Here is a 15321-nt window from a genome sequence, read left to right as displayed (position 1 = left end):
GCACTAACCCAAAAAAGGATAAAAATTATAATAAAGAATCTGCTATTGCTTTAGAAGTGGCTTGTAAGTCTATTTTATACGCGCCATTTTTTATTTGTGAAGCAATCAAAGATGCTTTACTTTCCTCTGTTTTTTGAGTTTCTTTTGCCTTGTTGTTTTCTTTGTTTTCTGTTTTATTTAAATCATTAGTAGCAACTTGAGCTACATAACTTTGATGTATAGGGTTTATCATTTTAAGCCTCCAGTTCTATTGAAAAACTCTAAGAACTATATCGACACTTAAAAAAATAACTTAACCCCTTTCTTTTAAATAATCAAATAATAATTTTGAAAAACCTAACCCCCCGCTTAATGCTTTACTCATAGTATCATTATACATAGATGAATAAATTTCATCACTTGCGTCTTTTCCAAATAAAGAATTTTCTTGTTTTAAAGAAATATCCAAAACGCTTTTGATTAAAAAAGCTTCAAAAGCATCGGTTTGTTCTTTTAAAGCTTTATCTTCATCGTTTAATGCTTGTATATGAGTTAAATCGTTTTTAAAAGCACTATCTGCATAGTTTTTAGCAGCCTTGTAGCTATTGTTGTGTTTAGTAATACTTTCATAAAGCTCACTGCTATAATTTTTGCTCGCTAAATAATTATCAACTCTCATCATATCACCTCTAATTCAGCACTAATTGCACCGGCTCTTTTTAGATTTTGCATAATAGCTATGATATCATTTGGTGCTGCTCCAAGTTTATTTAGCATTCTAGCTATGTTTGCCACTGTTGTTTTATTGTTTGTGATTTTTAAAGTATTAGATACGGGATCTAAAATACCACCATCTTTCATATCGATTTCATTTTGTCCTAAAGCTACGGTATTGTTTGGATCAATTTTTATAGTAATATCTTTATGAGTGATTAATATAGGTTCAACTTCTATATTTACACCTGCTACTATAGTTCCTGTTCTTTCATCGATGATTACTTTACTTTCTGGAGTATAAGCTATATCTTGTTCTAATACTCTTGCCATAAATTCAACATGAGAAAATTCTTCAGGTTTTGTTAATTTTATAGTTCTAGAATCTAAAGCCTTTGCTATATCTGTATCAAAAATAGTATTTAAAACTCTTTCTATATTGTTAGCTGTTTTAAAGTCCGCTTCTTTTAAGCTTAAAACTAAATCTTCACTTTGGCTAAAATTTTGTGGAATTTCTCTTTCTACTACTGCACCATTAATAACATTTGCTGAGGTTGAGTGTGTTCCTGCTGCACCAGGTCTTGGACTAAGTCCGCCTATTGCCAAAGAACCTTGGGCTACTGCATAAATTTCTCCATCAACACCTTTTAGAGCTGTCATAAGTAAGGTTCCACCTTGTAAAGATTTTGCATCGCCTAAAGAAGCTACACTTACATCAAGCTTATCCCCACTTCTTGCAAAAGCAGGAAGTTTTGCTGTTACCATTACTGCTGCTGTGTTTTTTGATTTTATATCGCCCGGGCTAATTTTTACATTCATACCTTGAAGCATATTTGAAATAGATTGTAGAGTAAATTCGCTACTTGTACCATCTCCGCTTCCATTTAAGCCAACAACCAAACCATATCCTATAAGTTGGTTATCTCTAACACCTACCACATTAGTAAGTTCTTTGATAGTAGCTGCAAAAACACTTAGACTTAGCGTTAAGCTTAAAAATAATATTCTCATCGATTCTTCCTTTAATCTATGCTATTTTACATAAATTAAAGCAAAAAAAGTTCCAAATTTATATAAAGGAGTAAAAGCTTAGAGTAGTTGAGCCAAATTTTTTTTCTTTAGTTTTTTCATAATTTTGTATTTTAATTGGAGTTTTAAAAGTGCTGTGATGTTCTATAATAATGATTTTTACATTTGAATTTTGTATATTTTCTATCAATTTTAAAGTTTTTTCATAAATATCAAAAAAACCTTCTCTAATATCAAAAGGCGGATCAAGATATAAAATAATATCTTCTTTGGAATTTTGAATAATTTGAGGAGTTTTTTTAAAAGTATCATCATTAAAACAAAGAGTATTTTGATCAACACTAGAAGCGTTTTTTAAAGCTATTTCATAAGCCTTTTTATCTTTTTCTATGGCATAACTTTTTAAACAACCATTACTTCTTGCTTCTAATGCCATCAAAGCGCTTCCTCCAAAGGCCTCTATAAAAACCTTATCTTGTAAAGAAAAACGCAAAACATTAAAAACACATGATTTTACTATGCTTTTAGTGCTTCTTGTGGTATCTAGGCTAGGAAGTAAAATTTTTTTACCCTTATAAATTCCACTTTCTATGGTGGTGTAAATTTTTTGAGTTTGTTTTTTTGAGTTTGTTTTTTTACCTTCTTTGTAATTTTTCAAAAAATCTTTTACGCTTTGATATTCTTGTGTTTTATACATTATTATTTTCTTCTTTGATGAGGTTTTTTAACTCTGTTTTGTAAAGATCAAATATTGCATCGATTTTTTCATGACTTTCTTGACGCAATTGCTCTAAAATGGCTTCACATTTTTGATTCATGATTTTTTTCTCACGCATAGCTATTTTATAGGCAATATTTTGTAAACTTGTATTAAAATCATTTAAAGCATTAATTAATTCCTCTATATTAAAAGGATGAGATAAAAAGTTTGATTTTTTATTAATGATAAATTGTGGTTTTTGCGTGTTGATTTTTTCATCGCACACCAAAAAATCACAATCTTTTTTTAAAACCAAAAAATCTTTTAAAGCAATTTCCAAAGTTTTTTCTAAAATTAAATCTTTACATTCAAGAGCGATTTTCATTGATTAAACTCACTTTTAATTTATGTTTTTTCAAAGTATATGGTACTATACCTAGAGCTAAATTTGCAAGTTCTGCAAAACTTAAAATATAAAAATCTTCAAAATTCCTATTTGAAATAGTTTGTAGTTCTTTGGAGCATTTATCAAACATATAAAAAGAGTAAAAATCTTCAACTACTAAAAAATCACAACCGCTATCATAAGCATCTAACATAATAGCGGCTGCATTTTTATAAGCTAACTCAGCGTTTAAATTTAAAAAACTATAACCGCAACTTTTGTATTTTCTTTCAAAATCTATTATATTTGCTTTAAGTATTTTAGCAAGCTCTAAAGAACAACTTGCATTCGAAAATCCTTGGTATATGCCTATATTAAATTGATCAAAAAAATACTTAATATGCTCTTGTTTAAGGTAATCTAAAAAAACTTTTGGGGCATATTGAATTTTTTCAATTTTACTCATAATCTCATAAGAGCTGTATTCGCAAGCTAAGATATTATCCTCACCCATCATTCTTGAATATTCATCTAAAATGTCTTTAGGATCATAATCAATAATAAAATAATTTTTTCCTAAAGGTTTTTCATAAAGAGCATTTTCAACATTAATTTTATCTAAAATATTTTTGATAATATCAAAATGGCAGAATAAATCATTGTTGCTGTTAGTATAAATTTTATACATTTTTATTCCTTAAAATATATTTCTTGCAAGACCTGATTTTACAAGCATAACTTTTAATTCTTTAATATAAGATTCATAATCAAGTTCATTGGATGAAATAAAATTTTTAAATTTAGTGTGATAATAAATCCCTTTTTCTTCGTCTGCGACTAATTTTAAAAATTGCGGTGCTTTTTCTGGATATTTAAGTAACATCTTATAAGCAAATATAAAAAAGCTATCACCTAGATATTCAGGTAAAAATTCTCTAGCTTCACTTGTATAATATAAAAAATCATATTGTTTGTAAAGTTCTACATCGTGTATATCAATAAGTCCTTTAAAAAGTTCTAATTTTTCTAAAAAATCGCCTTTATCCATGATTAAATCTTTAATAGCTCTTTTAGTATCGAGTGGTTCTATGATGAGTTCTTTTCCAAATTTTTCAATGATATTATTTAAATCTCTTCTTTGTCTAATAGCAACTTGGTTGATTTTGATGCAACTTTCTGGATTTTCTTCAAAGTCAAAATATATATCATCTTTTTTCACTTGCACTAAAATATCATAAACACTTTTAAAATTTTTACTATCATAAACATAAGGTTTATAATAAGCTAAATAATCACTATCTTTATCAAAACGAAAAATTCTTAAAGTTATTTGCATATTTTATCCTTGGTATTATTTTTCATTATATACATTTTAAACTTATAAAAATTTGATTATTATATAAAATTAAAAGCTTTTTGTATAAAATACTCACATGGATAAAGAAAAATTTATTATCAATGCCTTTGCTAATCCTATCAATGGAGATGATGGGGCAATCATCGATGGATATTGTTATTCTAAAGATTTATTTTGTGAAGATGTGCATTTTAAACGCTCTTGGATGAGTTTAGAGCAAATTGGTGCAAAGGCTATGCTTGTTAATATTTCTGATACAATTGCTATGAATGCTACACCAAAATATGCTCTTTTGGGGCTTTCTTTACCAAAATGTTTAGATATGAAACAAGTTAAAGCTTTGCAAAAAGGTTTGCTAGATAGTGCAAAAGAATTTGGGGTGCAAATTATAGGCGGAGATACCATAGCAGATAAGAAAATTAATATTAGTGTAACTATTATTTCTAAAGTAAATAAAAGGGCTATTTTTAGAAAAGGTTTAAAAAAAGGAGATTTGTTTGCTTTTAGTGGGAAATTAGGTGAGAGTTTAAAAGGTTTAAATATACTATTTCGCGGTGGAAAATTACATTCTAAACATCGTTTTATAAAACCAAATTTAAGGCAGAAATTTTTTTACGATATAGCAAAAAAAGTCAGAGTAAGTATGGATATTTCAGATGGTTTGAATAAAGACTTATCAAGAATGTTATTTCAAAACCAACTTAGTATAAAATTCCTTAAAAAATTAGATAAATTTAGCTTAAATAGTGCAGAAGAGTATGAAATTTTATTTGCTTTTGATAAAAAACATAAAGCATTTATACAAAATATAGCTAAAAAGCATAGAGTTAAACTAAATATTTTTGCAAAAACAACAATAGGAAGGTATAAATTTTATGGAAGAGAACATCATTTTTAAACCCTTATATGCTTTAAAACATAGTCCGATAAATGTGTATTTTTCGAAAAATAGCAATGATTTTGTAGTAAGAGAAAAGCCTTTGTATGAATTTAGTGGTAAAGGTGAACATTTAATTTTGCATATACAAAAAAAGGATCTTAGCACTAGTGAAGCTTTGAGAATTTTAAGTGAGCAAAGTGGTGTTAAAATGAAAGATTTTGGTTATAGTGGTTTAAAAGATAAACAAGGTTTAACTTTTCAATATATTTCTATGCCTAAAAAATTTGAAGAAGGTTTAAAAAATTTTAAACATGAAAAGATGAAAATTTTAGAAAGTTTTTACCATGATAATAAACTTAGAATAGGGCATTTAAAAGGAAATTCATTTTTTATAAGATTAAAAAAAGTTTCAAAAGTAGATGCTTTAAAAATAGAACAAGCTTTCAAAAATATCCAAGAACAAGGTTTTGCTAATTATTTTGGATATCAGCGTTTTGGTAAATTTCAAGATAATTTTTCACAAGGACTAGAAATTTTAAAAGGTAAAAAAATCAAAAATAAAAAAATGCAAGAATTTTTAATTTCTGCTTTTCAAAGTGAGCTTTTTAATAGATATTTGAGCAAAAGAGTAGAATTATCACATTTTATCAATGATTTTAGTGAAAAAGAAATAAAACAAATTTATGATTTAGAAAAAGAAGAAATCAAAAGTTTAAAAAATCAAAAGCAGTTTTTTAAGCTTTTAAAGGGCGAAGTTTTAGGACATTATCCTTTTGGTAAATGTTTTATATGTGAAGATTTATCAAGTGAAGTAGAAAGATTTAATCAAAAAGATATTAGCGCAATGGGTCTTTTAATAGGTTCTAAAGCTTATGAGGCAAACGAAGGTTTAGCTAAAAAATTAGAAGATGAGATTTTTTCTTTTGCATATGAGTTTAAAGATAAGATACAAGGTTCAAGACGCTTTATGTGGTCTTATTTGCAAGATTGCAAAAGTCATTATGATGAAGAAAAAGCTCATTTTACTTTGGAATTTTTCTTACAAAAAGGCTCGTATGCTACGGTAGTCTTAGAAGAAATTTTACATACAGATATCTTTGAACAAACCCATAATATATAATTAAAAATGATATTGAGTATCAGTTAAAATTTATCTTTTATAAATTATAATAACAATTATCATTTTTATAAAAAGGAAAGCTCAATGTCAGTTTTGGTTATCGGAGCAGATGAAATAACTCCAATTAAGGCAGTTTTAACAAACCTAGGTGCAAAAAATATAGAGCATTGGGATGCTAGAAATGAAAATAGGGTAAATAGAAAACCCATTCCTCAAAATACTGAATGTATAGTTATGCTTACTAGTTTTTTAAACCATAATACTATGAAAAAAATCAAAACAGAGGCAAAAAAACGCAATATACCTTTAGTTTGTGCTAAACGCAGTGTGAGTTGTGTGTATTGTGAATACTGTAAGGTTTTTGGTCTTGATCAAACATATGAGTGTTCAAAAAAGGATTAATATGTTTGGATTTAATGAAAAAGAGGATTTTATACCTAAAATATTTAGAGATTTAGAGCGAAAAAGTATTCATTATATTTTTTTAAATTTATATAATTCTTTGGTTGAAAACGAATTAAAAATACCTTATATCTATGCAAAACAAGCTAGTTGTTTAAGAAATATTTTTGAGTTAAAAATTCAAAATATGAGTACAGAAAGAACTTTGAGATTTGGTAGAGTAAAACAATTTTGTCCATGTTCTCATAAAATCATCAAAGCATATAAAGAAGGAAATTTAAATAAAATACAGCTTAAATCAAATATACCAAAATATGCTTTAGCTAAATTAATACAAAATGTGTTTTTATCATCTAGTTTTACTTTGCCTTTGCAAGTGGCTTTTGAAGCTTTTGTGTATGATAAAATTTGTAAAAGCAATACTAAATCCAAAGTAAAGATTTGTAAAAACATTATTATCATCAATGAAAAAATAGCGGTTATGCCTTTATTTTATAAAGATAATGATAAAGATATAGAGCTTGCCTTGCAATTTATAAAAGATAATTCTTTTGAAAGGTTTTATATTGTGTATCCAAGAAATAAAAATTTCACTCAACACAAAGAAATAAGACATAATTTATGTGAAAATAACAAAACTTTGCTAAAATTAGTCCCCTATACTATTAATAATCAAATTTTAAGGAGATGTTAAATGTCAATAGCAGTAATTTATGGTAGCTCTATGGGTAATACTGAAAGTGCAGCAAATATGATTGCTCAAAAATTAGGAATTTCTGATGTATTAAATATTGCAGATATTAATGCAGAAAAAATAAATTCTTATGATAAATTAATTTGTGGTACTTCTACTTGGGGAAGTGGAGATTTTCAAGATGATTGGGATGGTTTTGATTTTTCTGCTTTAAATCTTAGTGGCAAAACTGTTGCAGTTTTTGGTATGGGAGATAGTGAAAGTTATTCAGATACTTATTGTAGTGCTATGGGTAAACTTGCTCAAGCTTTAAAAACAGCAGGCGCAAATTTAGTTGGTGCTGTTTCTACAGGTGGTTATACTTTTGAAGCAAGTGATGCTGTAGAAGGTGATAAATTTGTAGGATTAGCATTGGACAATGACAATCATGAAGATTTAACAGAAAGTAGAATTGATGCTTGGCTAGAGCAAATTAGACCTTCTTTTTCTTAATAAAAAAGATGCCTAAAAGGCATCTTTTGTGTTTTAGAACTTTCTTTTTTTAGTTTCGCTTAATATATCTTGTGCTAAGGAATCTACTTCATTGGCAATAGCATTAGTTCGTATAGCTGTTTGAGAATTTTGCTGTGTAAGTTTTTCTATAGTTGCAACCGATTCGTTGATTTGACTAATATCATTTGCTTCCTCTTTGATAGAATCTCCCATATCGCTAATGGATTGAGCTAAGATATTAGTATTAGCTTCAATCTCACCTAAAGACTTTTGAGTTCTTTCTGCTAGGTTTCTAACTTCCTCCGCAACAACAGCAAAGCCTCTACCGTGCTCACCTGCACGTGCAGCTTCAATAGCAGCATTTAATGCAAGGAGATTAATTTGCTCAGCTATATCTGAAATTACTGTGGTTACGCTTTTGATGTCATTGCTTTGTTTTACCACATCTTGTGCTTTAATGGAAATTTCACTCATTGCTGAGTTCATTTGCTCTAAAGCCCTTGCACTTTCTTGTAATGATGATGTTTGATGGGTAGCATCATTGGTAAGCTCTTGCATGCTTTGTTTGAGTGCTTCAGCTTTTTGATTTAGTAATTCACCTTGATTAAGTGATTGTGAGAGCATATTCTTAATTTCATTTCCTAGTGCATTGATTGCTTTTTCTACATCGCCTTTTGGTGTGTTGATAGCTGCTGTAAAATCTAAATGTTTATAACTATCAAACACGGCTTGAATTTCGTTTAAATCACGACCTATTTTTGCTTGTAAGGTGGTAAGCATTTTGTTTAAAACTTCTATGAGTTCTTGAATTTGAGGGTTGTTGGCGTGAGAGCTAATGTGCAAATCAAGCTCACCTGTTTCTATTTTTCTAGCAACACTTACAGATTCTTCAATAGCTTTTGCATCTTTGCTTAACGCCTCTTTAATAATTTCAATATTTTCATTGATTTCATCAGCCATTTTTCCAAATTCATCTTGTGTTTTAAGTTTGATAGGATGAGAATGGACATCTTTATGATTTAGATAGTTAAAGAAATTATGTAATCCTGATGAAATAATTGCAATAGGTTTAAGATTATAAGAAATAATCATTCTAATAAATACTAAAGTTATGAAAATAGCAATTAATGAAATAATAATTTGTTCTATTAGTGTTTGTTTAGCTGTGTCACTATAAAAGTCATAATCAGCTATACTACAAATAGTATATTTTGGATTAATACTACCATTACAAATTAAAGCTTTAATTCCTTCTTCTTTAGTTTGAACTTTGAAAATGTCTTTAGAAAGAGTTTTATTTAAACCTTCAGGTGTTTTAAAATAACTTGAAATAATATCTTTGCTAATTTCAGTCGATGTTAAAATTCTAGATGAATCAGTGTGAAAAAGATAAGTTCCATCATGAGCCAAAACCGCTGCATGTGAATAAGGTGTTTTACCTATGGCTAAAACTTCCTCTGAGAATTTTTTCAAATCATAATCAGCAGCCACTACTCCTATAACTTTTCCATTTTCTATAATAGGACTAGCATAAGAAATTGTAGGTTTTTTCATACTAGATGATATATAAGGTTCTGTAACAATTAACTCTTTTTTTTCTTTAGCCTCTTTGTACCAACCTCTAGCTCTAGGATCATATCCACTTTCTGGAGTTTGGTTGTTTCCATTGGATCTGTATATTTTACCATCTTCAAAGCCTACATAAGTTAAGTCAAAACCTAAAGAATCTCCTATGGATTTTAGTAAACTAGTGTATTGTTCTGGTGTTAGATTGTTTTTATTTTCTTTAATGTATTTTGTTAAGGAATTAATCACATTGCGTCTGTCGCTTGCATATAAATCAAATCTTTTACTCACATCAAAGGCAACTTTTTGTTGAAACTGAACTAGTAGTGTATGGCTATTGGATTTAGACTTAACATAGTTAAAAATACCTAAAACGCATAGTAAAACTACAACAAAGATACAAACCAAAAAGGCTATTTTATTAGAAAAATTACCTAGTAGATATTTTTTTGCTGAAGAGAGCATATTTTCTCCTTGGAAAGCTAATTTTTAGCTTTGTGATTATAATAATTTATAAGATTTTATTCAAAAAACATTTAAATAATTATAAAAAATGTTTATTTTAATTAAAAAATATTATATTTTTAATATTATTTTAAATAAAAAATTCTAATTTTTTGGAGAGTAGAATTTTGTTATCAGTGTATTTTGCCCATTGTATATTTAGAGCAAAAACACAAGCTTTTGCAAGTTTTGCAAAGGGAAATTTTTCATAATATATTTTTTCTTGTTCTTTGGTAGCTTTTTGAAAAAGAGCTTTAATTTGCACTCCTTTAATGAGATTAATAATATCTGTATCTAATGCTATATTAACTGCTACTTTGGGTGCTTTGTGAGCAAGCTGAACGTGTTTAGTGCGTTCTTCACTAGCAAAGATTAAAGCTAAATTTTGACTATCAAAGGCATAATAACAGTTTGCACAATATACTCCACCATCCTCATCAAGCATACTTAAATTTAAAAGTTTTTGAGAAAGGATGAAATTTTTAATTCTTTCATCCATTATTACTAGCTTTAAGTTTTAAAATTTTTTGATAACTTAAGTGAGTTAGAAAAATCACATAAAATACTTGCAAAAATAAACCAAGCAAAGGAATACTTGATAAAGCAAAAAAGATTAGAGTGATGATTTTAAAGTATAAAGGTGATGAGTCTTTATAAAAATCATCAAAGTTGTTTTTATCTAAAACATTGCTTAATACGTCTAATAATAAAAGTTTGTGAAATAAATAATAAAATACTCCATAATAAATCACAATACTAATAAAAGGTATAATTAACAAGAAAGTAGCTATCACAAATAACACACATGAAATGAGTATAATTTTGAATGTTTTAAGTAAAACTTCTAAAGAATTTACTGCTTTTTGTATGGGATAGTTGTAATATTTTTGATTAATCTTTTTAACAATATAAGGAGTTAAAAAAGAAATTATCAGCATGGTAAAAAACACTGAGGCAAATATCACTATAAAAAACCCACCTATGGCACTCAAAAATGCAAGTGAAAATTGCACTATGGAAAAACTAAAAAACCAAGCCATAAAAGATCCGCTAACTACATCTTCTATATAAGAAAAAAATATATCATAACTATAATATATAAGAAAAGCAAAAATAATTACACTGATTAAGAAAGGCAAAAGAGAAAATTTTAAAAATGGCTTGCTAAGAAAATCTTGCAAGCTTAGATATAATATGTTCATTTTATTTGATTATAATTTTCTTGAAGTTTTCGATAAATTTCTTTATAATCTAGTGTTTCTTTTAAAATTCGATTTAAAACTTCGTTATCTTCTGTGCCATTCCATGTTTTTTTATAAGTACCTTCTTTGTAGCCATTTTCTTGTCTGAATTGATTTAAAATATTTTTTCCAATATAGATTTTATAAAGTTCATAGAAATTTAAACCACATTTTCTAGCTAAAACAAAATACACACCCAAAAGCTCGCCTAAATCATAATCAAAACCACTGCACTTATGGATAATAAGTTCAATATCATTTAAAATTCCATAAATATCTGCTTCATTTGGATTGGAAGTTTCTTTACAAAAATCATCAAAAAAAGTTACAGAAGAAACTTCTTCTGCGATAAAATTTTTATCATTGATTTGTTTTTCTTTATATTCTTCTAAAATCAAACTTAAAATAAAATGCCATATATCCACTATTTCAATGCGTACATTGTCCCAGTTTGCAGGAGTGTATATGCTTTTCCAGTGTTTCCAAGCAAAAGAATCAATAAGCTCAGCGCACTCCATATAAATGCATCTTCTAAAACTAATTAATTTACCCTCTTTAGTATAACCATTTTCCCAACCTATGCCATTGGTATCATCGTTTAATTTTTGCTGGAGTTCTAGCATGCTTTTTAAAATATCTTTTACTTCCATTGCATTTCCTTTTTAAGCATAAAATCCAAATTCTTTGTTATCTTCTTTTTTTTCTTCTTTTTGCTTGTTGTATTGTTCCCAAATTTCTTCTAATAATTTAGCACTATCTTGGAAAATTTGCTTTTTAATATCTTCAAGGTCTGTTTTATTTATTTCTTTGTTTAAACTCTTATCCATGGTGTTAAATAATTCATGTAAAGTAGCTTTTTTATGTTCTTCATTTTTTGGTTCAGGTAAGGCATTGCCGATTTTCATTGCAGTGGTGATAAGCTCTTTTGGTTTTAAGGTTCCTACTCTTGAGTTTTTCATAAATTCATCTATTTGTGGTTGTACTTTAGCTACTGCTTCTTTTATTTCTTCAATTTCTTCTTGTGAAAGTTTGGTTCCATTATATGAGAATGAAAAACCAAATTGATTTCTAAGACTTAAAGAAGCCGAGTTACCATCTTTGTCTAATTTTGCTTCTTTTTTGTCATACATGGAAAAAGAAAGATGATTGCCATTTTTTGTTTTAATATCCATAGAAAAATTTTGAGAATTATAACTAGAAATTTGCATAACATTCCTTTCAAGTCAAGATAAAGTTATATCGTCAAAATAACTCAATCTTAAACAAATTTGCAAAGTTTTTATACTTTGCAAATTTCAAATATTAGGGAGATAAATATTTTAACATTAAGTCTTTAAATGCTCGTTAAATCCCAAAATAATTTTAATAATTTTTCATTTTTTGCACATATTAAAATTTGCTTTTTATTGTGTATTTTTTTGCATGCTTTTAAAGCTTGTTTTAAATGTTCTTTTAAAGAAAAAATCAATCCAAAAGCAATAGCTTCTTTATCTAAGCCACCTAAAATGTAAATCAAAGGCATACGCATAGATTTAGAAACATCAAGCTTTGCTTGTTCATTAATTGTGATTTTAAAATCAAATTTGCTAGGATGTTTAAACTTATAAGCTAAAGCAAGATCTAAAAACTCATCTAAATGGCTTAATTTTTTTCCGCTAATAATTGGATAGATAAAATAAAATAAATCTAAGATATTATTGCTAATTTTGCTTTCATCATCATAATTTTCTTGTATAAAATCATAATATGTTTTAAATTGCTCTTGGTAATTTTGTACTAAAGTCATAGCCATTTTGGTTTTTGCGAAATTATTTAAAAAAACTTTAGGATTAGCTTCAAAACTAAAATCTAAAAAATTAATCTTTGTATCATTTTGATAAAAAATCCCACTAATTTCGCTTTCTAAATCTAGTAAAATATTATCTGAATTAAGCTCGTTGATAGAACTATTATGAATTATTTTATCATCTAATATAATAGAAAAATCATTATAAGCAAATTCATTACTCATAGGTTTTTCATAAAAACCAAAATCATCCCAAAAATTTTCTTCACTACAGGCAATACAGCCATGTCCTGCAGCTACTGGCCAAGAGGTTTTGGAGTTAAATTTAACCTTAGGGCAGTTATTGTAAGCATAAGGTCCTTTGCAACCTACTTTAAAAAGACAATAGCCTTGTTTTATATTCTCATCATCAAAACTTTGAGCAAAATTTCCTGCTTCAAATTTAGCTTTTCTTTCACATAAATCATGCAAGCATTTTCCATAAAAGGCTAAAGGTCTATTTTGCTCATCTAAAGCCATGTCTTGTTCAAATAATATATAAAAGCAAAGCGCTGCGATGATATTTACATCACTTGGGGGACAACCTGGTATATTGATTACTTTTTCTTCTAAGACTTTAGAAATTCCTATGCTTTTGGTGGGATTTGGATGTGCAGCTTGAATTCCTCCATAGCTTGAGCAAGTTCCCATAGCAAAGATTGTTTTAGCATTTTTAGCACATTTTTGTAAAATTTCATATCCATTTTCACCATGTGCTCCTATAGTTAGATAAAAAGGATCTATAGCACAAACCCCACCTTCAACAGCTAAAAGAAAATCTTTTTTTTCTAAAACTTCCTCTAAATGCGATTCTGCTTGATGCCCACTTGCACTCATGAAGGTTTCATGGTATTCTAAAGAAATAAAATCAAAAATCAGATCTAAAAAGTCAGGCAATGAAGTTCTAAGCAAACTTTCACTACACCCTGTACATTCGCTTAAATGAAGCCATATAAGGCTAGGTGGGGTGTGAAGTTGGAAATATCTATGTGCCAAAGGGTTAAAATCACTTGGCAAACCTAAAATTTTAATGATAGAATTTACAGCCTCTAATGAGATATTTTTTTCTTCTTTGTGTGAGTTTTCTAATAGAGCGATTTTATGCTCTAATATGCTTTTTAACTCTTCATTGCTTAAAGACATTTTTTAACCTTTAGCTATTTGTATCATATTTAAAAAATCATTTGCATTTAATGCAGCTGAACCTATCAATACTCCATCACAATTTTTTAAAGCACAAATTTCTTTAATATTGCTTTGATTAACACTTCCACCATATAAAAGCTTAGCGTTAGTAAATTCTCTTAAAAAATTAAGTATGGTATTAATATCATCAAGATTAGCACTAACTCCTGTGCCTATAGAATAAATAGGCTCATAAGCTATAATAAGTTTTTTATAAGATAAGTCAATATTTTCAATTTGTTTTTTTAAAAAATCCAAACTTTTGTTGGCATTCTTAGTTTCTAAACTTTCACCTATGCAATAAATGATGTTAAAATCAAGATTTTTTGCAAAATCAAATTTAGCCTTTAAAAAGCTTTCATCTTCACTTAAAGTTCTTCTTTCAGAATGACCGATTAAAACACTCTTGATGTTAAATTCTTCTAAGTGAATTTTACCTATTTCTCCGGTATAGGCTCCATTTTCACAAGGGTAGAAATTCTGCGCGCCTTGTTGAAAGGAAAAATTTTCTTTTAAAAAAGCTATACTAGGAGGGAAGATGAAAATTTCATCTTCTTTGTTTAAATTTTGATTTAATTCTTGAGCATAAAGTTCAAAGCTTGATCTTGTATGATTGCACTTTAAATTTGCTGCAAAAATCATTCATTATCCTTTATGGTTAAAGGTTTTACACCAGGAAGCTCTTTGCCTTCTATAAGTTCTAATGATGCTCCACCGCCAGTTGAAATGAAAGTCATCTCATCAGCATCACCTGCTCTTGCCACAACATCAGCAGTATCACCACCACCTATTACAGTTGTTGCATGAGATTCGCTAATATAATGGCTCATTTTAATGCTACCTTTTGAGAATTTATCAATTTCAAAAACCCCCATAGGTCCATTCCACCATATAGTTTGAGCATCAGAAAGTGCTTCTTTAAATAATCTTACACTAGCAGGACCTATATCAAGTCCCATCCAACCGGCAGGAATTTCTTGTACAGGGGTGTATTTCATCACTGCTTCTTGAGAGCAAGTTTGTGCTGCTGTAACATCCACAGGAAGATAAATTTTTACCCCTAGATTTTTACCTTTGAGTAAGATTTTATTTGCTTCTTCAATTAAATCTTCTTCTAAAAGAGAATTTCCTATATCATAACCTTGAGCTTTTAAGAAAGTAAAGGCCATACCTCCACCTATGATGAGCTTATCTACTTTTGGAAGTAAGTTAGTTAAAGCTTGTAATTTCCCACTTACTTTAGAACCA

General features: G+C 28.3%; 19 protein-coding genes and 2 pseudogenes. 5 read left to right on the top strand and 16 right to left on the bottom strand.

The window, feature by feature from the left end; all coding sequences use genetic code 11:
- Window positions 1-25: 25 nt before the first annotated feature.
- Genes CAMP5053_RS04145 through CAMP5053_RS04115 form a run of 7 tightly spaced genes read right to left on the bottom strand, consistent with a single transcriptional unit; the run spans window position 26 to window position 4143 of the window.
- Window positions 26-232 (bottom strand): hypothetical protein, encoded by a 207-nt coding sequence (locus tag CAMP5053_RS04145; protein WP_039625456.1) that lies wholly within the window; start codon window positions 230-232, stop codon window positions 26-28.
- 60 nt (window positions 233-292) lie between these two features.
- Window positions 293-658: a rod-binding protein gene (locus tag CAMP5053_RS04140; protein WP_039617679.1), complete on the bottom strand. Its 366-nt coding sequence runs from the start codon at window positions 656-658 to the stop codon at window positions 293-295.
- Window positions 658-1704, bottom strand: a complete 1047-nt coding sequence (locus CAMP5053_RS04135) for a flagellar basal body P-ring protein FlgI (RefSeq protein WP_087700451.1) — start codon at window positions 1702-1704, stop codon at window positions 658-660. The genes CAMP5053_RS04140 and CAMP5053_RS04135 overlap by 1 nt, the downstream gene beginning before the upstream one ends.
- A 58-nt stretch (window positions 1705-1762) precedes the next feature.
- Window positions 1763-2419, bottom strand: a complete 657-nt coding sequence (locus CAMP5053_RS04130) for an RsmD family RNA methyltransferase (protein ID WP_214099934.1) — start codon at window positions 2417-2419, stop codon at window positions 1763-1765.
- Window positions 2412-2807 (bottom strand): hypothetical protein, encoded by a 396-nt coding sequence (locus CAMP5053_RS04125; RefSeq protein WP_337217332.1) that lies wholly within the window; start codon window positions 2805-2807, stop codon window positions 2412-2414. The genes CAMP5053_RS04130 and CAMP5053_RS04125 overlap by 8 nt, the downstream gene beginning before the upstream one ends.
- Entirely contained in the window at window positions 2791-3495 is a 705-nt protein-coding gene (locus CAMP5053_RS04120; RefSeq protein WP_337217331.1) for an HdrB C-terminal domain-containing protein, read from the bottom strand. Before CAMP5053_RS04120 ends, CAMP5053_RS04125 begins: the two co-directional genes overlap by 17 nt.
- Before the next feature lie 9 nt (window positions 3496-3504).
- The gene (locus CAMP5053_RS04115) at window positions 3505-4143 is read right to left on the bottom strand and encodes a DUF5644 domain-containing protein (protein WP_087700455.1); all 639 of its coding nucleotides are present in this window, start codon (window positions 4141-4143) and stop codon (window positions 3505-3507) included.
- A gap of 97 nt (window positions 4144-4240) precedes the next feature.
- Here CAMP5053_RS04115 and CAMP5053_RS04110 point away from each other — a divergent pair, with 97 nt between their 5' ends.
- The 5 genes from CAMP5053_RS04110 (at window position 4241) to fldA (ending at window position 7752) form a co-directional block, all read left to right on the top strand.
- Entirely contained in the window at window positions 4241-5062 is an 822-nt protein-coding gene (locus CAMP5053_RS04110; protein WP_337217330.1) for a thiamine-phosphate kinase, read from the top strand.
- Window positions 5031-6164 (top strand): tRNA pseudouridine(13) synthase TruD, encoded by a 1134-nt coding sequence (truD, locus tag CAMP5053_RS04105; RefSeq protein WP_337217357.1) that lies wholly within the window; start codon window positions 5031-5033, stop codon window positions 6162-6164. The genes CAMP5053_RS04110 and truD overlap by 32 nt, the downstream gene beginning before the upstream one ends.
- 84 nt (window positions 6165-6248) lie before the next feature.
- Complete coding sequence (locus CAMP5053_RS04100) at window positions 6249-6566, top strand: DUF2325 domain-containing protein (protein ID WP_087700457.1); 318 nt, start codon at window positions 6249-6251, stop codon at window positions 6564-6566.
- A gap of 1 nt (window position 6567) precedes the next feature.
- Entirely contained in the window at window positions 6568-7260 is a 693-nt protein-coding gene (locus CAMP5053_RS04095) for a hypothetical protein (RefSeq protein WP_337217329.1), read from the top strand.
- Window positions 7261-7752, top strand: coding sequence for a flavodoxin FldA (gene fldA, locus CAMP5053_RS04090; RefSeq protein ID WP_087700459.1), 492 nt, complete (start codon window positions 7261-7263; stop codon window positions 7750-7752).
- Window positions 7753-7785: 33 nt separating this feature from the next.
- On the opposite strand, the pseudogene CAMP5053_RS08635 reads toward fldA, so the two are convergent.
- The 9 genes and pseudogenes from CAMP5053_RS08635 to CAMP5053_RS04050 form a co-directional block, all read right to left on the bottom strand.
- Window positions 7786-8178 (bottom strand): annotated as a pseudogene (locus CAMP5053_RS08635) (methyl-accepting chemotaxis protein); the annotation flags it as partial.
- 951 nt (window positions 8179-9129) lie between these two features.
- Window positions 9130-9783: pseudogene (locus CAMP5053_RS08630) on the bottom strand (cache domain-containing protein); the annotation flags it as partial.
- Window positions 9784-9913: 130 nt separating this feature from the next.
- Window positions 9914-10321, bottom strand: coding sequence for a pyridoxamine 5'-phosphate oxidase family protein (locus tag CAMP5053_RS04080; protein ID WP_337217328.1), 408 nt, complete (start codon window positions 10319-10321; stop codon window positions 9914-9916).
- On the bottom strand, window positions 10314-11024 hold the full coding sequence (locus tag CAMP5053_RS04075; protein WP_337217327.1) for an EI24 domain-containing protein: 711 nt from the start codon (window positions 11022-11024) through the stop codon (window positions 10314-10316). The genes CAMP5053_RS04080 and CAMP5053_RS04075 overlap by 8 nt, the downstream gene beginning before the upstream one ends.
- Window positions 11021-11713, bottom strand: a complete 693-nt coding sequence (dut, locus tag CAMP5053_RS04070; RefSeq protein ID WP_261529472.1) for a dUTPase — start codon at window positions 11711-11713, stop codon at window positions 11021-11023. The genes CAMP5053_RS04075 and dut overlap by 4 nt, the downstream gene beginning before the upstream one ends.
- A 12-nt stretch (window positions 11714-11725) precedes the next feature.
- The gene (locus tag CAMP5053_RS04065; protein WP_214125874.1) at window positions 11726-12271 is read right to left on the bottom strand and encodes an ATP-binding protein; all 546 of its coding nucleotides are present in this window, start codon (window positions 12269-12271) and stop codon (window positions 11726-11728) included.
- 125 nt (window positions 12272-12396) lie between these two features.
- Window positions 12397-14031: a hydrogenase small subunit gene (locus CAMP5053_RS04060; RefSeq protein WP_214125872.1), complete on the bottom strand. Its 1635-nt coding sequence runs from the start codon at window positions 14029-14031 to the stop codon at window positions 12397-12399.
- A gap of 3 nt (window positions 14032-14034) precedes the next feature.
- Window positions 14035-14715: a triose-phosphate isomerase gene (locus tag CAMP5053_RS04055; RefSeq protein ID WP_337217326.1), complete on the bottom strand. Its 681-nt coding sequence runs from the start codon at window positions 14713-14715 to the stop codon at window positions 14035-14037.
- Window positions 14712-15321 (bottom strand): phosphoglycerate kinase (locus CAMP5053_RS04050; RefSeq protein WP_337217325.1); only part of this gene is annotated, 610 nt, incomplete at its 5' end. The genes CAMP5053_RS04055 and CAMP5053_RS04050, both read right to left, overlap by 4 nt.

The sequence above is a fragment of the Campylobacter sp. S4:11 genome (genome assembly GCF_024723695.1).
In the GTDB taxonomy this organism is placed as follows: domain Bacteria; phylum Campylobacterota; class Campylobacteria; order Campylobacterales; family Campylobacteraceae; genus Campylobacter_D; species Campylobacter_D jejuni_C.
The sequence above is the reverse complement of the archived record's forward strand: the minus strand, read 5'-3'. Positions and strand labels throughout refer to the sequence as shown.